The sequence below is a fragment of the Picosynechococcus sp. PCC 8807 genome (assembly GCF_001693295.1).
Lineage (GTDB): Bacteria > Cyanobacteriota > Cyanobacteriia > Cyanobacteriales > MRBY01 > MRBY01.
In genome coordinates this window covers 1,679,203-1,699,404 of the sequence record NZ_CP016483.1, presented here as the reverse complement: position 1 = coordinate 1,699,404, position 20,202 = coordinate 1,679,203, and the positions used below count along the sequence as shown (strand labels likewise).

Below are 20,202 nucleotides of genomic sequence, written 5' to 3'. Positions count from 1 at the left end.
TTTTGACTCAAACTAGGGTATCGCGTTGTCCGTCCTTAATCGCAGAATTTTTTCTGAGAACAGCCGGAAATGTTACAACTGTTCACGAAATCCCCAACAATCAGAGTCCCAATCCTAGGGCACGAGACGGACAAATTTCTTTTTCCCCACCCGGAGCACCTTATCTACTAATTGCTCAGGCTTCTCAAAGGCGAGATTCATGTCCGTGATCCGCTCATCATCGAGGCGAACTGCTCCCCCTTTAATTTGGCGACGACCATCCCCACCGCTGGAACACAGGCCAGAAGCCCCCAAAATATAAAACAGAGGCGAGGGGAATTCCACTGCGCCCAGGGAAAATTCGGGAATATTGGCGGCGGCGACATCCTGTACAGCTTTCTCCGCATCTACCGCCGCTTCAGCCCCATGGAACTGAGTAACAATCTCCCGGGCCAGGAGTTTTTGTTGGTCACGGGGGTTTGTCGGCAAGGTTTGCAGGTCTTGGTTAGTGAGCAGTTCAAAATAGTCCTTCAGCAAGCTATCGGGGGTATTCTGCAACTTTTGGTACATGGTGTGGTGATTGTCCTTGAGGCCCACATAGTTATTGAGACTTTTGGACATTTTTTCTTTGCCATCGGTACCGATCAAGATAGGCAGCAATAGGCCGAATTGGGGCTTTTTCCCAAAGTGTCTTTGCAGATCCCGCCCCACGGCAATATTAAATTTTTGGTCAGTGCCCCCAAGTTCTACATCCGCATCCACGGCCACCGAGTCATAGCCCTGCATTAGGGGATAGAGAAACTCATGGATATAAATCGGGTTTTCGCTTTGGTAACGTTTGGCAAAGCCTTCTTTAGCCAGCATTTGCTGCACCGTCATTGTCGCCAGCAGTGCTTGAATTTTGGCTAAATCTAAATCCTTGAGCCATTCGGAGTTATAGCGAATTTCGAGGCGGCCTGGGGTCTCAAAATCGAGGATTGGTCGCAGTTGCTCTAGGTAAGTTTCGGCATTTTGTTGCACGTCGGCGGCACTGAGCTGTTTGCGCACTTCTGATTTGCCGGTGGGGTCGCCAATCTGGGCGGTAAAGTCACCAATAATCACCACTGCGGTGTGGCCAGCGTCTTGGAATGCACGCAGTTTACGGAACGGAATACTATGGCCGAGGTGGAGATCTGAACCCGTCGGATCAATGCCTAATTTGACCCTCAAGGGGCGATCGCCTGTCTGGAGAACCTGGGCTAAATTTTCTTCAGGATTATCCGGAAAAATTTCGCTGGTGCCACGGGTTAGCCACTCAAGATTCGCAGACATATTCACAGGGGATTTTGTTAACTCAATTGTGGAAATTTAAACCTGCCTATTGTGCCATATTCTGCTGAGATTATTGAATGCAGCGAAGCGATAAGCTGCCTATTCTGGGGTTGCGGTTGTGGCTTCAGGATTTTCGGCCTTTTCCTTCAATTCAAAATAAGCCGCCATCACATCGCGCACCATCGGCCCAGCCACAGAACCACCACCACCACCAGAATGTTCTGCAAAGGCGACGACAACGATCTCTGCCTCGTCATAGGGAGCAAAGGCACCGAACCAAGCATGGTTTTCCCGGGGGGGAGCTTCAGCCGTGCCACTTTTTCCCGCTGCCGTCGGAATTCCAGGAATATTGAGCACTGTACCAGTACCGTTAGTGACCACGGCCCGCAAGCCTTGACGAATAGTTTCTAGGGTACTGGGGGCCATGTTGAGGGACGTTTTCACCGGAGTATCAGTTTGGACGAGGTGGGGTTGCACTAAATAGCCCCCATTCGCTGTCACCGCAAACATCTGGGCCACCTGTAGGGGGGTCGCCAACGTTAAGCCTTGACCGATGGACATATTTACGGTGTCTCCCACATTCCAGGGGCGCTCGAGGCGCTCTTGGGTCCAATCATCATCCGGAATTAGACCGCTAGTTTCTTCGTTGAGTTCAATGCCAGTGGGGGCACCAAAGCCAAAGCGGCGCGACCAATCAATCAGGGTTTCACCGCCAACACCCCGCCCCACCTGGCCAAAAAAGGTGTTACTACTCCAGGCCATCGCTTTCACGTAGCCAGCGGCCCCAAAACCAGCCCGGTTCCACTCATAGAAACGAACCCCGGCAGCGGCGAGGTAAGGACTGGTGCTCAACACTGTATTGGCTGGATATTTGCCGGATTCCATCCCGGCGGCGGCGGTCACAACTTTAAAAGTCGATGCTGGCGGAAACCCACGAATGGCACGGTTAATAAAGGGATCGCCCTGGGCAGTGACGGCGGCCCATTTTTCGGGGGAAATGCGATCAGAGAAGATATTCGGATCAAAGTTGGGGTAGCTCGCCATCGCCAAGACATCGCCATTGCGCGGATCGAGGGCAACGATCGCCCCTTTGCGTCGTCCCAAAACCCTCTGGGCAACCTTTTGAAGTTCAGCGTCTAGGGTAAGACGCAGATCTTCCCCGGCCTGGGCTGGTTTTTCTCCCAGGATTTTCACAAACCGACCATCGCGGTCCACTTGAATTTCTTGGCCGCCCCATTCCCCACGCAGACGGGATTCTAGGGACGCTTCTAGACCTAATTTACCGATGTAATCCTGGAGGCGATAGCCTTCTGCTTGGCGGGTCTCAAATTCTTCGGGGGTTAATTCTCTCGTGTAACCGAGGACATGGGAGGCCGTATCACCTTCGGGATAGTAACGCACCGGTTCGATGATCACCTCTACTCCGGCAAGGGTCTGGTGATGTTCTTCGATGGCGGTGACTTGGGCAAGGGTCAAATTGCGGGCGATCGCCAAGGGTTCAGTGGCGTAGATATCTTGGGATTCTAGGCGCTTTTCAATTTCGGCAGGGGCGATGCCTACCAACTGGGAGAGCAATTGTTTCGTTTTTGGCCAATCGGGTCTCGTGCGGGCTACGGGCCACACATAGACGGCATGGGCAAGTTTTGTGGTGGCCAGCACCTTGCCATGGCGGTCAAACATATTACCCCGGATCGGTGGCTTGGGGGCAATGCGGACACTATTGTTCCGGGCCGTTTGTCGCAGTTCATCTCCCTTAACGAGTTGCAAAAAAGCCAAGCGGGAACCAATGCCGCCCAGGAGTGCCAAGCTAACGGCAAACATAATTCCCCAGGGACGAACACCCCGGCCAACGGTGCGACCCGATTCTTTGCGTGAGGCTTTTGCAAGGGGAGAAATGAGGGTCATGGGTGCCTAGGAAAAAAGGAAAATTGATTCTAATTTTAGCGTGCGCATTTGGCTTTTTAGGTCAAGACAAAACTGAGCAGGACTAAGCCCAGGTTGATTAGATAAAAAGCACCAACAATCTGGGTTTCGGGCCAGCCACTGAGTTCTAGGTGATGGTGAATCGGGGCCATTTTGAGAAGTCGTTTCCCTTGACCGGTTTCGTCTTTGGTGGCTTTGTAATAACTGACCTGGGCAATGACAGAGACGGCTTCAATACAAAAAATGCCACTGATAATCAGCAGCCCCCAAATGTTGCCGCTCAGGATTCCCGCTGCGGCCAAACCTCCCCCCAGGGCGAGGGAACCGGTATCCCCCATGAAAACTTTTGCGGGATTGCGGTTGTGGTAAATAAAACCGAGACAAGCCCCACTCAAGCAAGCGCAGAGTAAGCTCAGGCCAGGATGTGCGGGTAAAGCGAGGGCACCCACACCAAGGAAGGCGATCGCCCCTGTGCCCCCGGCCAGCCCATCGACACCATCGGTGAGGTTCGTGGCATTACTTTCGGCGACCATGGCAAAGCCAGCCAAGGCCCAAAAGAAAACACCGAGGGGTAAACTCAGTCCCGCAAAAAAGGTAATTGTCGTCAGTTCCGGAGCAGTGAGGGCAAGCCAAATACAAAACACCACGGCGATCGCAATTTGCAGGATCAGTTTCATCCGGGGGGAAATGCCTTTATTGGACTTGAGACGCAGCACTTGCCAATCGTCCACCCAACCAATCACCCCGTAGGCGAGGGTCACAAGGGCCACGGCGATCGCCTCTGGATCGAACCCCGCAACGATCACCCCAGCAATTAGACCAACAGGCAGAAAAATGAGGCCGCCCATGGTGGGAGTTCCTGCTTTTTTGAGGTGAGCCTGGGGGCCTTCTTCGCGAATAATTTGACCCGTCTTCAGCCGCCGCAGTAGGGGCACGATCCACACCCCAAAGATCCCCGCCACAATCGCCGAGACCAAAACCGGAATCCACAGGGGCAAAATATTGCTAGGGTTCAGTTGGGGCTGATGGCTAATCAACACAGCGAGGCCCACGAGCAGGGTGCTCAAGAGACCTAGCAGTTGGGTGCCAGAGGGTTTCTGAAAAAAGAGAGGCAGTGACGATTTGCTTTCCACGGGGTTATTTGGCGTTGATCAAACTCCCCAAAAAGATAGCATCTCCCTGGCTCTATCTCGCTCTACTTAGGGGACTTTGTTTTGGTCGAGGAGTATGCCACAGTGAAAATTTCATCTAACTGTTATGGGGGCTAATCAAACCATGGCGATCGCCACAGAAAAAATTACCGTCGGCAACCTCACTTGGTTCTACCGCGAGACCGAAAAACAAGACAATGGCCGCCTACCGATCCTCTTTCTCCATGGACTGCCCGCCCACAGTTACGGTTGGCGCGGTGTGCTGGAACGTTTAGGGGCGGCAAATTTTCACTGTATTGCCCCGGATTGGCCTGGATCTGGTTTTTCGAGCTACCCCAGCAGTCGGGAGTTTTCCTACCGAGCCGAGGCGTTTCAAGGGGCATTAAAGGATTTTCTCGCCGCTTTAAAAATTGAGCGTTGCCACATTGTCACCCAGGGATTTCTCGGCCATGTGGGGGTTTTATTTGCCCTCAACGAACCGGAATTGTGCGATCGCCTGGTGATTCTCAATAGTCCGATCTTGCCGGGGAGTAAACTGCCCTGGGTGATGCAGCAGTGGGGCTTACCCCTCGCTGGAGAGATGCTCACCCAGGATCCACTGTTGGTAGACCGCACCCTCGAAAAAGGCAGTGGCTTCGTGATTGGTGATAGCGACCTCGCCACCTACCGCAAACCCTACAAAACCAGTTCTGCTGTGGGTCGTGCCCTGATGACGACGGTGCGTCGCTTTGAGTTAGCCAAAGTTTTGCCAGACTTGGGCGATCGCCTCAAAAATCGGCCTGCGCCGACCTTGTTTCTTTGGGGGACTCAAGATCCTTGGTTAGACAATGGGCAGATCGAAAACTGGGTCAAAACAGAAACCGCCCACCGTTGGGAAGCCTTGCCCGAAGCGAAACATTATCCCCAGGAGCATTTTCCGGAGGCGATCGCCCCTGTACTGAGTGAATTTCTTGCTTAGAAAACTAAGGGGGCCATAAAAAAATATGAATGGCACCAGCAGAAAACCTAATCTCAGTCCTATTTGTGAGATGATGTTGGCAATTGAAAACCTGATAACGTCATTAAGCTTTAATACATAACCATGATGCTACGTTTGCGGTCAGTTTTGTCCTTGCTGTTAGTGGTCATCACCACTTTTCTCGTCAGTTGCTCTAGCCCTGCGGTCAAAGTACCTGATACCTACACCCCCGACCGGATTTCCCAAATCCAAACCTATATGGTGCCTGTTAGCGAAGCCCGCGAAGGCATGGAGACCCTTGGGGAATTCGTTCAAGCCGATAACTGGGTAGATACACGCACCTATATTCACGGGCCTTTCGGGTTCCTACGTCGTGATCTGACCTATCTTGCGAATACCCTGCTGCCGAATGACCAAAAAGCAGCTAAGGATCTCATCGATGAAATCTTTGCTCATTTAGAACGTCTAGATGTTGCGGCCCAAGCCCGGAACGCAACTGCGACCACAACGGAATATAGAAATGCCCTTGCGGATTTTGATGCTTTCTTACAGTTGATCCCAGGTGATGCTGAAGCAAGCTAATTAAAATTTATTCGGTTTTAAAAAATTCCTTGTAAAAGTGATGAGGCGGTCAGGCGATCGCCTTTTTTTATTACCTACTTTTTTCCAATAAATTAACCTGTTGTCTCACAAGAACTGGCGGAAACTGTGCCTGAAATATCACCAACATAAATCCCTTTACGAATCACGCCAATCCCATTGGAAATAATTAAACAACGTTGGTATTGAGACTGGGTATCCGCAAGGACAATAGTGCGCAGCGGACTGGTGTTACCTCGGTAATTAAAGTTAATCGCTTGGTTACTGGCATTGTTATATTTGATCACAACATTTTCAAGTACTACATCCTCCGTTACCCGACAGTCAGAGGATACTTTTGCATTTTCACTATTGTTAGTGGGCAAAATTACCCGACAAGTGCGACTCTGGCGAATCGCTTCCTGTTGAGTCCGTTGTAACAAACCCTGCAAAGCCGTAAAGTCTTGTCTTGCGCCTGCCCGTGCCAAAAAGCCGAGTAGTGATGGCGTTGCGATTCCTGCCAAAATGCCGACTAATAGCAAAACTCCCAACATTTCAAAGAGAGTGAATCCTTTGTCTTGGGAGTTTTTAAAGGGTGCTTTGAACTCAGAAAATAATAGTGACATGACGCACAGTCTAAGTAGATCTAACTACAATTTCCATCATATCAATTATTGTAAGTACTACCTGAGCGTATACAAACGCGATCGCTCATATCACTGGTCAACCCTCCCTGTTTGGCTTTAATCCCAAAACAGAACCAAGTAGTGCTATCATTTTTGTCGGTTAAATTTCCAAATGTATAGTTTGTCGCTGCAATATTAGGAACAGTTGCTGTACTTGGTAGTGTACAGTTATTGCCTTGGCAACGGTAAAGGTCAAATGTTGTCCCTCCATCCGGTGCTAACCAATCAATTCTGAGATCTGTATCAGAGCCATTATTGCCGACAAGATCTCTTCGACTAAAGTTAATCGTATTAATCGTCGGTTTCGATAAACCTTGTTGGGCTCCACAAACTTGATTACTTGCAGGGCTAACAATTGAACTTTTAGTGGCCTTAACTGCAAAACACCATTGATTACCGACACCTGGATCGCTACTCGGTGTAAAGGAAAGATTGGTGGTATTCGTTGTACTCCCTGATAATGGGTCGCAATTTAATCCTTGGCAACTAAATACCCGATAACCCGTTGCCCCGGTCACGGCTGACCAGTTCACAGTTGGTCTCACTAAAGATGAGTTATTCAAAGTAATTACGGGTGCCGCTAGACTGGTTTCGAGGGTTGTACAGGTTTGACGACTGGTGGTTTGGGTGCCGTCAGTCACGTCAATGGCATAACAGATGTTAGTTCCTTCAGCAATGCCAGAAACACTATCAGTGAAACTACCGCTGCCCGTATTTTGTGTCGTTCTAGTAGATCTCGCCGTGGTGGGTGTACAGTTTTCTCCAGTACAACGTTTCAGAGAAAGATTATAGGTCGGTGATGCCGTACTGCCCCCTGTAATCGAACTCCAAGCAATATTTGCTTCCGAAGTATCTGGATCAATGGTGACAACAAGGCCGCTCAGCAACAGGGGATCAATTTTAGTTTCACATACAGTTTCTGTTTGGTCTGTTGTCCCGTCTGCATCGCTGACTTGAACTGCGTAACAAACGTTTCGGCCTCTAGCAATGCCACTAATACCATCTGCATGCACTGACGTAACATCAGAAGTCAGCAAGCTGGGCGTACAGCTACTATTGGCTGTATCGCACCGATAGAGATTGTAGGTATAGTCTGGAGTGCCACCTGTTGCATTAGGCCAGGTAATGTCCATCTCTGCACTACTAACATCAAGGGTTACTGTTAGAGAATCTGGCGCAGTAAGGGGAGCATCTTTAACTAGACATTCTGTTGCGCCAATGCTGGTGGCAGCGCTACTGTCTGTCACTTGCACGGCATAGCAAATTTTACTACCACTGGTAACCGCTGCAATATTATCTCCAGAGAAACTTTTATCTTGGGTCGCTAAATTGAGAGGTGTGGTCGGAGTACAGTCTGGAAGATTAATAATACCAAGTATAGACGGGCTGACACAGCGCAATAGATCGTAAGTATAGGGATAGTCGCCACCAGAGGCGCTTAACCAAGTTAGATCGACGGTGTTATCAGCTTGTTCCGTAATTGTTTTGATTGGTGGTGCAGAGAGGGCTTGTCCCTTGATGATACATTTCGGGTCACTCTGGGCTTCGCCACCTGCTTGATCTTTGACAACGACGGCATAGCAAATTTTTTGACCATCGCTGATCCCTGTTAGTGGATCGGGGAAGTAGGAGGTATCGGCAATTTCTGGATCGCGCACCAATGTTGTGGGGTCACAATCATCTGCATTCCCTGCAACATCGCAACGCTTCAGACCATAGAGGTAGCCGGGATCACCGCCAGAAGCAGCTTGCCATTCAAGGCCCACTTCTCCTTGGGATTCCCAAATATCTTCAATTTGCGGCGGGATCAGCTCATCAACAATTTCAACACAAACAGGATTACTCGTGCCAATATCTCCTTCTGCATCCGTGACTTTGACAGCATAACAAACGGTATTTCCCTGGGATAAGCTGGAAATATTATCGGTGTAGGTTGTGGTTGTTAAGCTACTCGCAACAGTATCGGAAGTGGCAATATCAATGGCGCAGGTGTCTGGCCCTTCGCTACAACGATAAAGGGTATAGGAATAGGGTTGTGTCCCTCCGAGGGCTTCACTCCAGTTGACGGTTGCGGTCGTCAAATCACTACTTAAGGTCACTGAAGTAATGGAAGGATTTTTCAGAAAGCCTCCTTCTGGACTGAGACTCCGGGCAAAAGCAGCACTATTAACACTCAAAACTTCAGATGTATTATTGCTACCATCAAAGTCATTCACTTCACCGTAGAGTGCTAGATCGACTTTAAAAACATCATTGCCCGTTGCGGATGTACCTACTTCTAAGCACGCTCGGAAACCAGCATTGCCAATCGCAGTTCCAGAGGCGCAATCAATGGTAAGACTCGTGTTTTCAGAAATAGCATCAACGAGAACTGTCCAGTTACTAGGGTCATCACCTGTTCTATAATCTCGTCGCCGCAGCACCATCGGCCCGACCCAAGGGGAATTCGCATCTTTTTCTGCGATCGAATATTCAATGGTTCGCGAACTAGCATTATCCCCTGTGGTTGGAAAATATTCTAAAACCAGGGTGTCATTGGGGGTGTCGTCATCTGTGGTGGCAACGGAAAGAAAACGCGATCGCCGGACGTCTTCTGTGATGTAATCAATGGCGCGGTTAAGTTGAGAACGGCGCTGGGTCCGGGCTTCGGTACGATTGCTGGCATTGAGGGTGGCGACCATGGCAGTGCCAAGACCGGCAGCCACGATCCCACTCAGGGTGATCGCCAGGAGCACTTCTGTAACAGTAAAGCCTCGGCTACCTTGTGAGGTCGATCGTCTATTGAGCAAATTAAAATAATATTTTAGGAGCCAACGTCTCATCGTTTTGCAGGCCTCAAACCGGTAGTAAGATAAAATGCCATAATCACACCTCAATGATACCCAAAAAAGCTATTGCAAAACACATTTAGCTGAGTCTGTTGAACTGTCTCCAGATGGGTAATTGCCACTACGGACTAAGCCCAAACCACGGGAAACAATGACACATTTCTGATTACCTAAATTGCCATTTTTTGTGAGGATCAGCACTAAATCTCCCGTGAGCAGATTGCTGGTCATATCACTAGTTCTTCCCCGAAAGTCGAATAAAAAGTCTCCTGCCTTGACGGTGGCTCCATTGTGACGAAGCGTGATCCCCTCTAAACTGCGATCGCCTGTAACAAAACAATCACTGTCAAAGGTCGGGTTGATGGCAGGACTTGACGGCAAAATAAACCGACAATTAATACTCCGACGGATCGCCTGACGCTGTACTTCCTCTAAAGCACCAAAAAGCTCACTCCTTGCACTGGTTAATTTACTACGATTGACAAAACCAAACATCACAGGTGCAGATATGGTTGCCAAAATGCCTGCCATAAAGATTGCGACCATCAACTCAATGAGTGTAAATCCGGTGCTCTTTTGTTTAGTTTCGGCAAGCGAAGGAAGCATCAGGCACAATCTCCGAATAATATTCTGCAATTTGTCGCCCACTGTCCGGATCAACAACACGATAACCAATTTGCATCGTATGATATGGGGCCTGGTTAAAAACACTCAAAGTTCGAGTCATAGTGTAGCTTTTATTGACCAGAGAAACCGAACTAGAGACTTCCCCTGTCTGGTTATTAGATTGGCCCAAACTGTCTTTGATTTCTGTGATCAAAGCCTGGGCATAGCCATCCGTTGTGGCTGCAGCATCGCAGACAGGGGAGGCTTGCGAAAAGGATAAAGCGGCCAGATACTTGATTTCGTCAAAGTCCGACTGGATCGCATTCATCGCTTCGGATGCACGCTGGGCCTGTACTCTCAGGACAACACCAATAAATGTAGCCTGGGCTGTCACAAGCACAAAGATTGTCGAAACGATAATCCCTGCCAGGACTTCAATGAAAGTGAAGCCCTGTTCCTTTTGCTGTGTTACATGACTAGAAGATTTGTCGATCTTCCGTTGAGCGTTAATCATCACTAGTTAGTCGTTCTCTGGGGTAGAGACGTTACCTCCTGTCTTTCCCATTCAACCACACCACTATTTTCAAACTTCTCTGTGTAGAGAGAGACATTTTCAAAAGTCATCCCGAAGGTATTACCAAGAGCCTGGGGCGCACCAGGGGGAATATTAACCACAGCACCGCTAGCATTTGAGTTGGAAGCATCCCAAATCTTACCCCAAACAACACCGTTCATGCCGTCACCATTGCCACCACCATTGATCCCTACCTGGGCATCAGGGGCATAAACAAAGAATGTCGAACTAGCTGTCCCATTGATGCGAATATTCTGCGAAGCTGTGCCTGTGCCACTATCTGGTTTACCAAAAATTGCAAAGTCACCAAAATCGCCTTCATGAATAATTTGGCGGCTTCCAGAAATTGTTAAATCACCAGACAAAAAGACAACGACAGGCGCATTTGTTGTGTTGATAGTCCAGCTTCTAACGCCACCACCAATTGTCAAATTATTGGCTTTATAGACATAGGCTTGATAAGCTTGGGCTGGGCCATTTCCATCGGGGTCGAAAGAAACTGTTGCGTCACTACCGCTAGGCAAATCCCGAACACTATTACCTAAATCTGCAGTAATTGTTTGTGGTGCTACAGGTAAATCTGGCAGGTTGGGTCTCCCCAATCGAGGGATAACATTTGTTAGGGTTGAATTATTCTGGGCCCCCATTGCACTACTGTGAATATAGCCTTGGTAATCTGCTTCAGAAATACCAGCAGCACAAGCATTTTCTTTCGCGGACTCTGAAAATTGGCATTTTGCACAGATTACACTGCTTTTTTCATTGGGATCAGCATTGACATTAGGAATCAAAGAAACATCATTATTCCCTAGTTCAATGAAGTTTTCCATAAAGAGGCCAGGAAAACTGGTTGGTACTTCATCAAGGTAGTTGTCAACATAAATTGATGCTTGTAAGCGCGCCGTTCCCTGGGTTGCATTGCCCTGAGCATCCTGGAATTCTCCCTCGACAATGAAAGTACCCGTGTTGGTTTGGGGATTGTAATCATAGGCAAGGAGTTCATAGTTGCCATCGCCAGTACTATTGGTGGTCAAGCCACTAGGGACGCTAACTTCTACATCACCAGAATTACCACTGCAACCACCATCGAAAACAGAGGTTTTGAGAACACGTTTATCGGCATAGGCTGCGTCTTCCCACTCGTTGATACCGCTACCTAAAAGATTATTGGGATCGTAGTCAAGTTTTAAGAAAAGACTGTTGTTATCAGAACGAAGTACCCCAAGCACTCGATTTAGACCTGCTTCGGCGATCGCGATATTTTCTAGATTGTGTTGTTGCAGAGTCGAGGCGACTTGATCGTCATTGGAACGGAGGATCATCGTTGCGCCAGTGACCACCATGAAAAGACCTAGCCCTAGAGCAACCACGAGACTAAAACCGCTCTCCTGAGTCTGCTTTGTTTTTAGAAGGAACTGGAGTAAGAATGTATACATGGTGGTTTTTAACCTCGCAGTGTTTGTTGAAATTCCGCAATATTCTAAGCAACGACCTGGGCAGCACTGCTTCTACCTCTAATTATTAGAGTGCCCACAACTTGAGGTGTTTGTAACATTTTACAGATTAAATTTTATGTATCAGTTTTCCCAACTGAGACAATTAACCAAAAGTTACGTGGGGACAACGCGTTAAAGATAAGCTGCCTTAAGTTAAATTTAAGTCTAAAGGTAGATGTTATCAGTGATTTTAATCACGAATGACACTTACGTAATTTGGCTTAGATACGCTGAGCAGATACGTAGCGATCGCCCCCAGCAAAGTCATGAATGATCTGAATTTGAGTGTAATGACCATTGTCTGCGAGTAATTGCGCCACCGCTTCCCCCTGGCCACGCATCATTTCAATGATCCAAATACCACCAGAAATCAGATAATCCGGCGCTTCATTCACCAAAATTCGCAGGTCGGCTAATCCATCTATGCCCCCGTCAAGGGCGCTATGGGGTTCGTGGCGATAAACCTCTGGCTGTAAATCCGGCAGTAGGGCAGCGGGAATATAGGGGGGATTGGAAACCATACCCGCCACCTTACCCCGCAAATGTTGTAGCGGCTCCCACCAACTGCCTTGATAAAACTGAATTCGATCTTGTAATCCGTAGGCGATCGCATTTTTTCGGGCGACCTCAAGGGCGGCGGCACTCTGATCAACGGCATGAATCTTTCCGTCGGGAAAACTGTCGGCCAAACCCAAGGCGATCGCCCCACTGCCCGTTCCTAGATCGACCCAATAACCTGCGTGTAAATCATGATGACTCGCCTGAGCCAGATCAATTAAATATTCCGTTTCGGGTCGAGGGATCAAGACCGCAGGAGAAACAACTAGCTCAAAATTGCGCCAAGGGGTTTTCCCGACGAGATATTGCACCGGGATTTTTTCTTGGCAGCGCCGTTCCCAGAGTCGTGAAAGTTCAACCAAAGACACCTGACTCTGCACAGCTTCCCGAATCCCCAGCCGCAAACTCAACCGATCCACGGTGGTCAGCCCCTGGAGAAACCAATCTACTTCCTCAACAGAAATATCGGTGGCGATCGCCTGGGTTTTGGCCCACTGTCGCCACCGTACTAAATCCTGAGCCGCAATAATCTCACTCAAGAATCAACCGTTCCCAATACCCTATTGTTGTTGCCGTTGCTGCTCAATGACAGCTTGGATCAACTGGGCCGATTCCGTCGAGGGAATTAGGGTCATCGACTCCAAAAATTCCTGCTCCTCTGCGGGTAGATCCTCATCGAGCAGTTTTGCGATAAATACCTCAAGGGGCATTACATTAATACTCAGCTCTTCATCTTCCGGGAAAGCATCTAATTGCTCAAGAATCGGCTGCACTTCAAAGAAAACAGGGATCTCACCGTTGCCATTGTTGTCATCCCCTGCCAGAGTTGGGAAAGAAACAATATCTTGTCCGTTGGCATCCTTTTCCTGAATCGAGAGGAAAAATAAAGGCACACCGGGGAAGTTTTCCTGTTGCGTCACTTGGGCCGCCGCATTTAACTGCGCCATGGTCGGCAAAAACTTAAAGGTCAAATCTTCTGCTTCATCGCTTTGGGCAAACTGGTAGATCTTATCTAAACCGATGGGAAGAACATTAGCCTCTTGCCACAGGGCCGCTTGAGCTTCTAGTTCAGCGACAATTTGGGGATCGGCATTGGGTTTTGCCCGTTCCGCATCGAGGAGTCTTTTCGATTCTGTTTGGCGGGCCGCCACGAGGTTTTCAGCATCCGAAAGACTCACAAAAACGCCCGTAACCCCCGACTCGCCACCATTCTGGTCGGTGACTGTCGCAAAAATGGGCTGCCCTTCGTCGTTGATCAGCATATACATCGGAATTGGCCGGAGCTTTTCGACGACGGCTGCCTCAGGGAGCGCCAACACACTGCCATTAACACCTAAGATTGTTCCGGCGATTACCGTGCCCATCAGTAGGGCTTTTTGACCCAAACGAACCAGACTTTTCATAAATAAAACCTCAAACAAAATAACTGCAAGATTAGAAAAATTAATTCTAAAAAAATAAGCCGTCAAAATACTTTGGTTTACGTCTTAGAAATCTCCATTAAAAAAGCGGCAGTCTACGCCATGATCTAGATGAACTCGGGTCTCCCATGGATGACGGATGTTGCAGTTTATCAATGTATTCTAGAGACGTGACTCCGTAAATTGGAGTTCCATTTCGTAAATGTTTATACTCAAGTTCCATTGCAGATAGAAAAGTATCGGCATAGGCTGGCCAACGACTTCGACTCTAACACAAAAAATTCAATTATTCTGGGGCGATCTAGGCTTTTGATTGAAGTGTCTTGGCTGACCTGGGATGGTCAAATTAATGGCGGCGATCGCCACCAGAAAGTCTTAAAACTTAAAAAATCGGGATGACAGGATTTGAACCTGCGGCATCCTGCTCCCAAAGCAGGCGCGCTACCAAGCTGCGCTACATCCCGGTGAAATACCTCAGCTAGTATAACTTAGCTGCAGGCGGTTTGCGAAATCATTTTTAGCTTGGATACCAGAACATCCCTTTAATCCCTTCTGGATCAAGGATAAAACCCAACCGCCGATAAAACTCCACCACCTGGGGATCAGCAAAAAGCGTAATATTGCTAATATCTGACTCTCGCAGTTTTTTGATAATGAACTGCATCAGGCCTTTACCTAAACCCTGGCTCTGGAACTGGGGATGAATCACCACATCCCACACCGTCGCATTGAAGGCACAGTCAGAGGTGGCCCGGGCAAACCCAATGAGACGCCGCCGTTTACTATTGCGCACTTCCCAGACGGTGACCACCAGAAAGCTATGTTGGATCGCTTTGCGGACTTTACGAATCGGGCGTCTGGCCCAACCGACTTGATCACAGAGTTCTTCTAGTTCGTAGAGATCTAGGTCGCGATCTAGGCTAAAGAAAATACGCGGTTGGCCAGCAGACTCAAGTTGTGAATCACTGATCTGGACATTTGGAACATCAACGGTGGGATTAAATAGTCGTTTTAGGAAACCCATGCTCATTTTATGGGGGCGATCGCCTCGGATGAAGTCGCAGGACATGACAAATAAATATTCTTGATAATCTTACAAGATCTTTTGCGAAGGCTGACTGTGGGCTGCCGGGGCACTAGGGAGCAGAAAGAGCAAAATTCCTGGAGTACACTGTAGAAAATAAGGGTTATTCGGAGATCACAAACGCATCATCGTCTTTATCGTTGAGTATCTTTAGCCCCACTGCCCCCCATTAACTATGGCCGCCACCCTCAAATCTTCTAATTTAGATCTACTGAAACGTTTCAACCGTTCATTTCCCGAATTTTACGAACAATTCGTCAGTAGCGAAGCGCAATTTCAAAATCTTCAGTTAGCCTACCAGCTCTACCGGGCCAAGAAGCCGATTGTTGAGATTAGTCCCGAAGGCAACCGGAGCGTCTTCCAGTTTGCCTACCGAAACCAATCTTTTCTTTTAAGTGACATTTTCGGGATTCTCTTAGCCTACGGTTTGAAGATCCATAGCCTCAGTCTGTATGGACAAATCCAAGCGCCGATGCTCGTTTTTATTAAGATTAGTCTTGATCGCAATAATCAGCCCCTTGCCCCAAATACCGCCGGAAACGTCTGTCGAGCAGTGCGAGAAGCCCTGGCTGGGCGCTTTGAAGTAGAGGAAATGTTGGCCGTCGAGTTTGATTTTGCAGAAGGACTCGCCGAGGTGCATACGGAATTTTACATTGACCCTGTTTTCCATCTACCGACTCTAATCATCGAAGCCAAGGAACAGGAAGGTTTGTTATACCGGGCCATGTATGCGATTTGGCAGGAAGATTTGTTAGTGATTAACGCGAATTTGGTGTCTTGGCGCGGCAATACAAGGCTGATTTTGTATCTTTTTGGCCCCAATGAAAGTGCGATTCCTGAATATTTAGGTCAACGGATTGCGAGTAATGTGCGCGATCGCCTGCTGCACCTTTCATGATGTCCCTAGACAGGGCAACATGGGAGAACGCTCTTGGGTAAGATAAAGGATGGTAGAACTGTGAGCCCATTGGTAACAAGATTTTATGGCAACAACGGTAATTCGCGATGTGCTCCATGCCTATGACTTTACCCCCAGCGATCGCCCCGCAGATCCTGCCGGAGAAGAGACCGAATATCCCACTCTTGTTTTTATCCATGGTTGGCTTCTGAGTCGTGCCTATTGGCAGCCCCTCATTGATCTTCTAAAACAAGATTATGCTTGTCTCGCCTACGATCTCCGAGGTTTTGGGGAATCTGCTGCTAAGACCCAAGGTGATCGCTACCCAGACCAAGGCTACACTCTCCAAGATTACGGCACCGATCTCCAACATCTACTCGACACCCTCAACCTCAAAAACGTTTGGCTTGTGGGTCATTCCCTTGGGGGAAGTATTGCCCTGTGGGGGGCCGCCATTTGTCCCGAACGGGTGCGGGGAATTATCTGTATCAATGCTGGGGGGGGCATTTATCTCAAAGAAGACTTTGAAAAGTTTCGCAATGCTGGCCAGAACCTCGTCAAAAATCGCTGGCCCTTCCTGAAACATTTACCTTTATTGGACTTATTTTTTGCCCGGTTAATGGTGCATCGTCCCCTCTCAAGACAATGGGGAAAACAGAGAATTCATGACTTTCTCCAGGCCGATGCCACTGCCGCCCTCGGCGCTCTCCTCGAAACAACCACCGAACAAGAAGTGCATTATCTACCGCAGTTGGTGGCGCAATTAGGCCAACCGGTTTATTTTTTGGCAGGACAGCAAGATCCCGTCATGGAACTGAAGTATGTGCGCCATTTAGCCAGCTTTCATCCTAGTTTTGGTTGTATGGGCAATAATGTCCGAGAAATTGATCACTGCGGTCATTTAGCGATAGTTGAACAAGTCGCCTCAGTGGCAGAAAATATCCGCAAAATTTTAAATCAATATCACCCCTAAAAAGACTGTAAAAGTGCAGGGAGATTGTCTACAATGCTTAGTAGAGAAATGTTACTGTGCTCTGCCCAAACCTTGGAGAAGCTTATGCTACACCGCAAGATTAACCAAATCTGCAACGACGAAAAAGAAGTTTGTATATTCTTGCGGGATCAACAGCGCTGGATTGAAAATGCAACCATTACAGCGTTTGAGGGAGAAATTCTCACAATCCGTTATGAAACGGAAGAAGATGACGAAATTTCCTCCTGGGAAGAATTAGTACGCCTAGAAAGCGTCGGTGCCATTACCCAAAAACTCGCTTCGGTGCCGAAGATGGACGTGGAACTGGCGATCGCCGAAGATTGCCCAGAAGCGGAGCAAATTTTCCCCCATTTCCCCGATTCCAAAAATCAAGACTAAATTTCTTCCGACAGATCTGGAGCCTGGGCGATCGCCTGAAACTCTGGACAATACCCCTCTGGTGTCACCTTAAAGCGATACAGGGGGGATTTTGGTTGTTGGCAGCGCAATCCTTTTTGGAAACGGCAGTTGAGGCAACAATCTAAGTTGTTAAATCGTTGGGCATCGACATTATGGTGCAGCAGTTCCCGCTCGTTAATGCCCCGCAGTACGAGTTCTTCCCCTTGCCAGCGCGCTTCCACCAGGCCCGTATCTGCAAAGGTTTGCCAACGGGGATCATCGTTGAGGCTATTGGGCAAACTGATGGTGATCCAAGCTCCCACTTCATTGATTTCCCCTTCGTATTCTGTGCTGTGAGGGCCTGCTGGTTGGATAAAAGTGGCCCCAATGGGAAGCTCAACTAACTTGCCAGCGGCGGGACAATGGAGTTGGTAGCGGCTTTGGAGTTCTTCGAGGGCGGTGAGATCCTCTAAATCTTGGGAAGAACCGTGGAAAAAGACAACGTGTTGGGGCCGCAAGTTATGGATTAACTGGGTGGTATTGCGACCGTCGCTGTGTTCGGCGAGGAGATAGGTTTCGATTTGAACGTGTTTTTTAGGGGCGATCGCCGCGAGGGGAGGCGCTTCAATGTCTAACCAAACCCCCGGATGTTCCGGTAACAAGAGTAAACAAGAACATTCCTCTGCCTCACAATATTTGGCGAAATCATTGGTGTAATCGGTGATGATCACATGGTTGCCCTGGTGTAGATCTGGATATTCACCTGGAGCGAGGCGGTGCATCCGGGGGTACACCCGGTCATCCCAAAAGAGGGCTTGGTGACGGGCAAAATTTTGCACTGGATTTGGCAGTTCGGGCAAAATCTCTAGATACAAATCACAACCACGGGCCACTTGACCTTCCACCCAAATATCGACTTTTTTGCCCGTAAATTGGTGGTGCGATCGCAGTAATTTCAAGATTTCTTGGCCGAGGCCGAGGCGCGGTACTGGCAAAATCACCGATTGACCAGCGTCTAGGGCGTCGAGAATCCGTTGGGTGAGATATTTTTCCTGTTGACGGCGGTGGGGGTGACGCATGGTGCCATAGCTACCCTCGATGATCAACACATCGGGCTGGAGACCCCGCAGGGCCTCGATAGACAAACCATTCACCAACTGAAAATGGGAAACGGAAAAATCCCCCGTATAAAATACCGTGTAATCTCGCTCTGGGGTATGGAGCGTAAACAAGGCCGCCGCCGCCCCTGGTAAATGTCCAGCGGGGAAAAGTTGCAGGGTTAAATTTTTTGCAATTTCTACGGGCGATCGCCAGGGCAGCACTTGACCCAACTCAGCGGGAACTTTTGTCCCAGGCCAATTGAGGGGCAACAATGCTTGGGTCGCAGCACTGAGGTAAATGGGGACTGCGGGAAAATGGCGATGTAGAGCGAGAATTCCTTCAGCGTGATCCCGATGGGCATGGCTGCAAAAAACAGCATCGGGCATTTTGTCCTGGGCCAGAAAATGCTCAAAATCTTTGACACCACAGTCGAGGAGCAGTTGATAAGGCCCCAATGTCAGAAGCAGACAAACACCTTCTGCTTGTTGGCCAGTGGCGTAGGGCAGGCAGGATAATTGGGGCAAATCAGGCGCGACGGCAGGGGGCATTGGGCACAAAAAATCCTAGAATCCCAAGGAGGCGATCGCCGCAGGAGATCCTAGAGTATCTCAACGAACAATAAAAGACATAGTTAAGGGAACTTGTGGCGAAACTCCCCCAAAAATGTGGGTAGGGGCATTAGTGGGCAGAACCATTGCCGTGGTAATCATCGGAATCATAAAAACCATTTTGGGTACCGAAAAAGAGACAAGCCACGGTAAAGACACCAGTCAAAGCCAATAAAAGTAATTTGATATCCATAGGGTTAGGGTAACTGTACATTCAGTTTCATCATAGCGATTTTTCCAGAGAGCGGAAATTAACTTTTGTGGCGGCAAAATCTGCTATTTTATCGGAAATTTTTGGATTTTACGGAATTTTTATCCATGGCACCAGGGTGTATCCTTCGGGAAATTTACGGGTGAGTTTCAAGGCGATCGCCACAGGCAGAATTTTCGCGGGTACCATTGGCCCAAACTTGGTAGTCACGCACTAACTGGTCAAGGAGTTGCCCCTTGATGCGTTGGAGAATTTCCCGCAAAAGGCGATCGCCCGTTTTTTTCACCAGTGCTTTGGGGGTAAACCAGAGGGGCGGCGGCAATTCGAGTTTAACCTGGAGATCCGCTTCACCTTCGAGTAACCATTGCTCCTGTTCATCGGCGATGGGTTGTAACCGACCAGTCACATCGAGTTTAAAGCCCTTCATAAAGGGTTCTAGACCCCGCAACTGGTAGTCCAAACTTTTGATATGGACTTGGTAGTGGCGATCGCACCAAATTTTTAAGGTCACAATGGGCTGAAATTTGTACAGATCTAAAAAACCAATGGGCCGCATTTTGAGTTGGTATTGATCCGGGGCAATTTTTTCGGTGCGTTCTGGATCGGCGATCGCCCCCACCAGACAATCAATGTCTTGGAGATACTCTTGAATCGGACGGGGTGCCTCTGGTACGGAGAGGGCAACAACTTCGAGAGCTTGGAAGCGGATGGCCATAGTAAAGTTTTGTTCCTAAAATTTTGTAGTCAACATCGAATCAATAGAAACCTTGGTCTTGCCCCCAAAAAGCACCCCAGAAAATTTCAAAAAACGCTCAAAATTGCCTAGAGACGCCGGTTTTTTAGGGATATGTAACGCAA

Annotated in this window: 19 protein-coding genes and 1 tRNA gene; 5 read left to right on the top strand and 15 right to left on the bottom strand. The window is 48.6% G+C overall.

Annotation, left to right across the window (positions count from 1 at the left end; translation table 11 throughout):
• Nucleotides 1–114 precede the first annotated feature (114 nt).
• The 3 genes from tyrS to mraY all read right to left on the bottom strand — a co-directional run bounded on the left by tyrS (nt 115) and on the right by mraY (nt 4,346).
• Complete coding sequence (tyrS, locus tag AWQ24_RS08155; protein ID WP_315862300.1) at nt 115–1,296, bottom strand: tyrosine--tRNA ligase; 1,182 nt, start codon at nt 1,294–1,296, stop codon at nt 115–117.
• Nucleotides 1,297–1,389: 93 nt separating this feature from the next.
• Nucleotides 1,390–3,195 (bottom strand): penicillin-binding protein 2, encoded by a 1,806-nt coding sequence (gene mrdA / locus AWQ24_RS08150; RefSeq protein WP_065710770.1) that lies wholly within the window; start codon nt 3,193–3,195, stop codon nt 1,390–1,392.
• A gap of 56 nt (nt 3,196–3,251) precedes the next feature.
• On the bottom strand, nt 3,252–4,346 hold the full coding sequence (gene mraY, locus AWQ24_RS08145; RefSeq protein WP_065716505.1) for a phospho-N-acetylmuramoyl-pentapeptide-transferase: 1,095 nt from the start codon (nt 4,344–4,346) through the stop codon (nt 3,252–3,254).
• A gap of 124 nt (nt 4,347–4,470) precedes the next feature.
• Between mraY and AWQ24_RS08140 the strand changes: the two genes are divergently transcribed.
• Together AWQ24_RS08140 and psbQ are read left to right on the top strand one after the other, a co-directional pair.
• Complete coding sequence (locus AWQ24_RS08140) at nt 4,471–5,322, top strand: alpha/beta fold hydrolase (RefSeq protein ID WP_045441910.1); 852 nt, start codon at nt 4,471–4,473, stop codon at nt 5,320–5,322.
• 123 nt (nt 5,323–5,445) lie between these two features.
• On the top strand, nt 5,446–5,904 hold the full coding sequence (gene psbQ, locus AWQ24_RS08135) for a photosystem II protein PsbQ (protein ID WP_223209910.1): 459 nt from the start codon (nt 5,446–5,448) through the stop codon (nt 5,902–5,904).
• 92 nt (nt 5,905–5,996) lie between these two features.
• Here psbQ and AWQ24_RS08130 read toward each other — a convergent pair whose 3' ends face one another.
• The 9 genes from AWQ24_RS08130 to AWQ24_RS08090 form a co-directional block, all read right to left on the bottom strand.
• A complete protein-coding gene (locus tag AWQ24_RS08130; RefSeq protein ID WP_052349659.1) occupies nt 5,997–6,527 on the bottom strand; it encodes a GspH/FimT family protein in 531 nt (176 codons plus the stop codon).
• 41 nt (nt 6,528–6,568) lie between these two features.
• Nucleotides 6,569–9,409, bottom strand: coding sequence for a prepilin-type N-terminal cleavage/methylation domain-containing protein (locus tag AWQ24_RS08125; protein WP_065716504.1), 2,841 nt, complete (start codon nt 9,407–9,409; stop codon nt 6,569–6,571).
• Between the two features lie 69 nt (nt 9,410–9,478).
• Nucleotides 9,479–10,021 (bottom strand): Tfp pilus assembly protein FimT/FimU, encoded by a 543-nt coding sequence (locus AWQ24_RS08120; protein ID WP_065716503.1) that lies wholly within the window; start codon nt 10,019–10,021, stop codon nt 9,479–9,481.
• Nucleotides 9,996–10,535, bottom strand: coding sequence for a hypothetical protein (locus AWQ24_RS08115; RefSeq protein ID WP_065716502.1), 540 nt, complete (start codon nt 10,533–10,535; stop codon nt 9,996–9,998). The genes AWQ24_RS08120 and AWQ24_RS08115 overlap by 26 nt, the downstream gene beginning before the upstream one ends.
• 2 nt (nt 10,536–10,537) lie before the next feature.
• Complete coding sequence (locus tag AWQ24_RS08110; protein ID WP_065716501.1) at nt 10,538–12,031, bottom strand: hypothetical protein; 1,494 nt, start codon at nt 12,029–12,031, stop codon at nt 10,538–10,540.
• A 281-nt stretch (nt 12,032–12,312) separates the two neighbouring features.
• Entirely contained in the window at nt 12,313–13,188 is an 876-nt protein-coding gene (gene prmC, locus AWQ24_RS08105) for a peptide chain release factor N(5)-glutamine methyltransferase (protein ID WP_065716500.1), read from the bottom strand.
• 21 nt (nt 13,189–13,209) lie between these two features.
• Nucleotides 13,210–14,052 carry a Tic22 family protein gene (locus AWQ24_RS08100; protein WP_099238604.1) on the bottom strand — a complete coding sequence of 281 codons (843 nt, stop codon included), beginning with the start codon at nt 14,050–14,052 and terminating at the stop codon, nt 13,210–13,212.
• A gap of 408 nt (nt 14,053–14,460) precedes the next feature.
• Nucleotides 14,461–14,534: transfer RNA gene (locus AWQ24_RS08095), tRNA-Pro, on the bottom strand.
• Nucleotides 14,535–14,587: 53 nt separating this feature from the next.
• The gene (locus AWQ24_RS08090) at nt 14,588–15,094 is read right to left on the bottom strand and encodes a GNAT family N-acetyltransferase (RefSeq protein WP_030007011.1); all 507 of its coding nucleotides are present in this window, start codon (nt 15,092–15,094) and stop codon (nt 14,588–14,590) included.
• Nucleotides 15,095–15,329: 235 nt separating this feature from the next.
• On the opposite strand from AWQ24_RS08090, the gene AWQ24_RS08085 reads away from it, so the two are divergent.
• The 3 genes from AWQ24_RS08085 to AWQ24_RS08075 all read left to right on the top strand — a co-directional run bounded on the left by AWQ24_RS08085 (nt 15,330) and on the right by AWQ24_RS08075 (nt 17,424).
• Entirely contained in the window at nt 15,330–16,052 is a 723-nt protein-coding gene (locus AWQ24_RS08085; RefSeq protein WP_030007012.1) for a hypothetical protein, read from the top strand.
• An 85-nt stretch (nt 16,053–16,137) separates the two neighbouring features.
• Nucleotides 16,138–17,025: an alpha/beta fold hydrolase gene (locus AWQ24_RS08080; RefSeq protein ID WP_065716499.1), complete on the top strand. Its 888-nt coding sequence runs from the start codon at nt 16,138–16,140 to the stop codon at nt 17,023–17,025.
• An 84-nt stretch (nt 17,026–17,109) separates the two neighbouring features.
• Entirely contained in the window at nt 17,110–17,424 is a 315-nt protein-coding gene (locus tag AWQ24_RS08075) for a DUF6679 family protein (protein ID WP_012307207.1), read from the top strand.
• On the opposite strand, the gene AWQ24_RS08070 is transcribed toward AWQ24_RS08075, so the two are convergent.
• The 3 genes from AWQ24_RS08070 to AWQ24_RS08065 form a co-directional block, all read right to left on the bottom strand.
• Nucleotides 17,421–19,073, bottom strand: a complete 1,653-nt coding sequence (locus AWQ24_RS08070) for an MBL fold metallo-hydrolase (RefSeq protein WP_065710758.1) — start codon at nt 19,071–19,073, stop codon at nt 17,421–17,423. The genes AWQ24_RS08075 and AWQ24_RS08070 overlap by 4 nt on opposite strands.
• Before the next feature lie 130 nt (nt 19,074–19,203).
• On the bottom strand, nt 19,204–19,326 hold the full coding sequence (locus AWQ24_RS16665; RefSeq protein ID WP_041443506.1) for a membrane protein: 123 nt from the start codon (nt 19,324–19,326) through the stop codon (nt 19,204–19,206).
• 154 nt (nt 19,327–19,480) lie between these two features.
• Nucleotides 19,481–20,059: a DUF1997 domain-containing protein gene (locus AWQ24_RS08065; protein ID WP_012307204.1), complete on the bottom strand. Its 579-nt coding sequence runs from the start codon at nt 20,057–20,059 to the stop codon at nt 19,481–19,483.
• Nucleotides 20,060–20,202: the final 143 nt, after the last annotated feature.